Below are 513 nucleotides of genomic sequence, written 5' to 3'. Positions count from 1 at the left end.
CTGGGCTTCGATCTCCCCGAGTTCGATGCGCAGGCCGCGGATCTTCACCTGGTGGTCGATGCGGCCCAGGTATTCGATCTGCCCCTCGGCATTCCAGCGTACGAGATCGCCCGTGCGGTACAAGCGCCCGCCGCTGCCGAAGGGATCGGCCACGAAGCGCTCGGCACTCAGGCCCGGCTTGTTGAGATACCCCCGCGCCAGGCTCACCCCGCCCAGATAGAGCTCGCCCGACACGCCGCGCGGCACCGGGTTCAGCTCTGCATCCAGCACCCACGTCTGCGTGTCGCTGATCGGCCGCCCGATCGGCACCAGGCTCTGGCCGTCGTCCCGGCAGGTCCAGCGCGTGACGTGGATGGTGGTTTCCGTGGGTCCGTACAGGTTCTGCAGCGTGGCGCCGTGGAGGCGCCTCAGTGCTTCTCTTTGCGTCTCCGCGGGCATGGCTTCACCGCCGCAGATGATGTGCTTCAGGCGCGTGCTCGCCTCGATGCCCGGATGCGCCAGGAAGGCTTGCAA

1 protein-coding gene is annotated in these 513 nt (G+C 67.8%); it reads right to left on the bottom strand.

Going from position 1 to position 513, the window contains the following annotated elements; genetic code table 11:
- Positions 1-513 (bottom strand): AMP-binding protein (locus tag ASD34_RS27760; protein WP_162248705.1); only part of this gene is annotated, 513 nt, incomplete at both ends.

The organism is Variovorax sp. Root473, from assembly GCF_001426505.1.
Classification (GTDB): Bacteria; Pseudomonadota; Gammaproteobacteria; order Burkholderiales; family Burkholderiaceae_C; genus Variovorax.
Note: the sequence above shows the minus strand (reverse complement) of the source record. Positions and strands in the feature narration are given on the sequence as shown.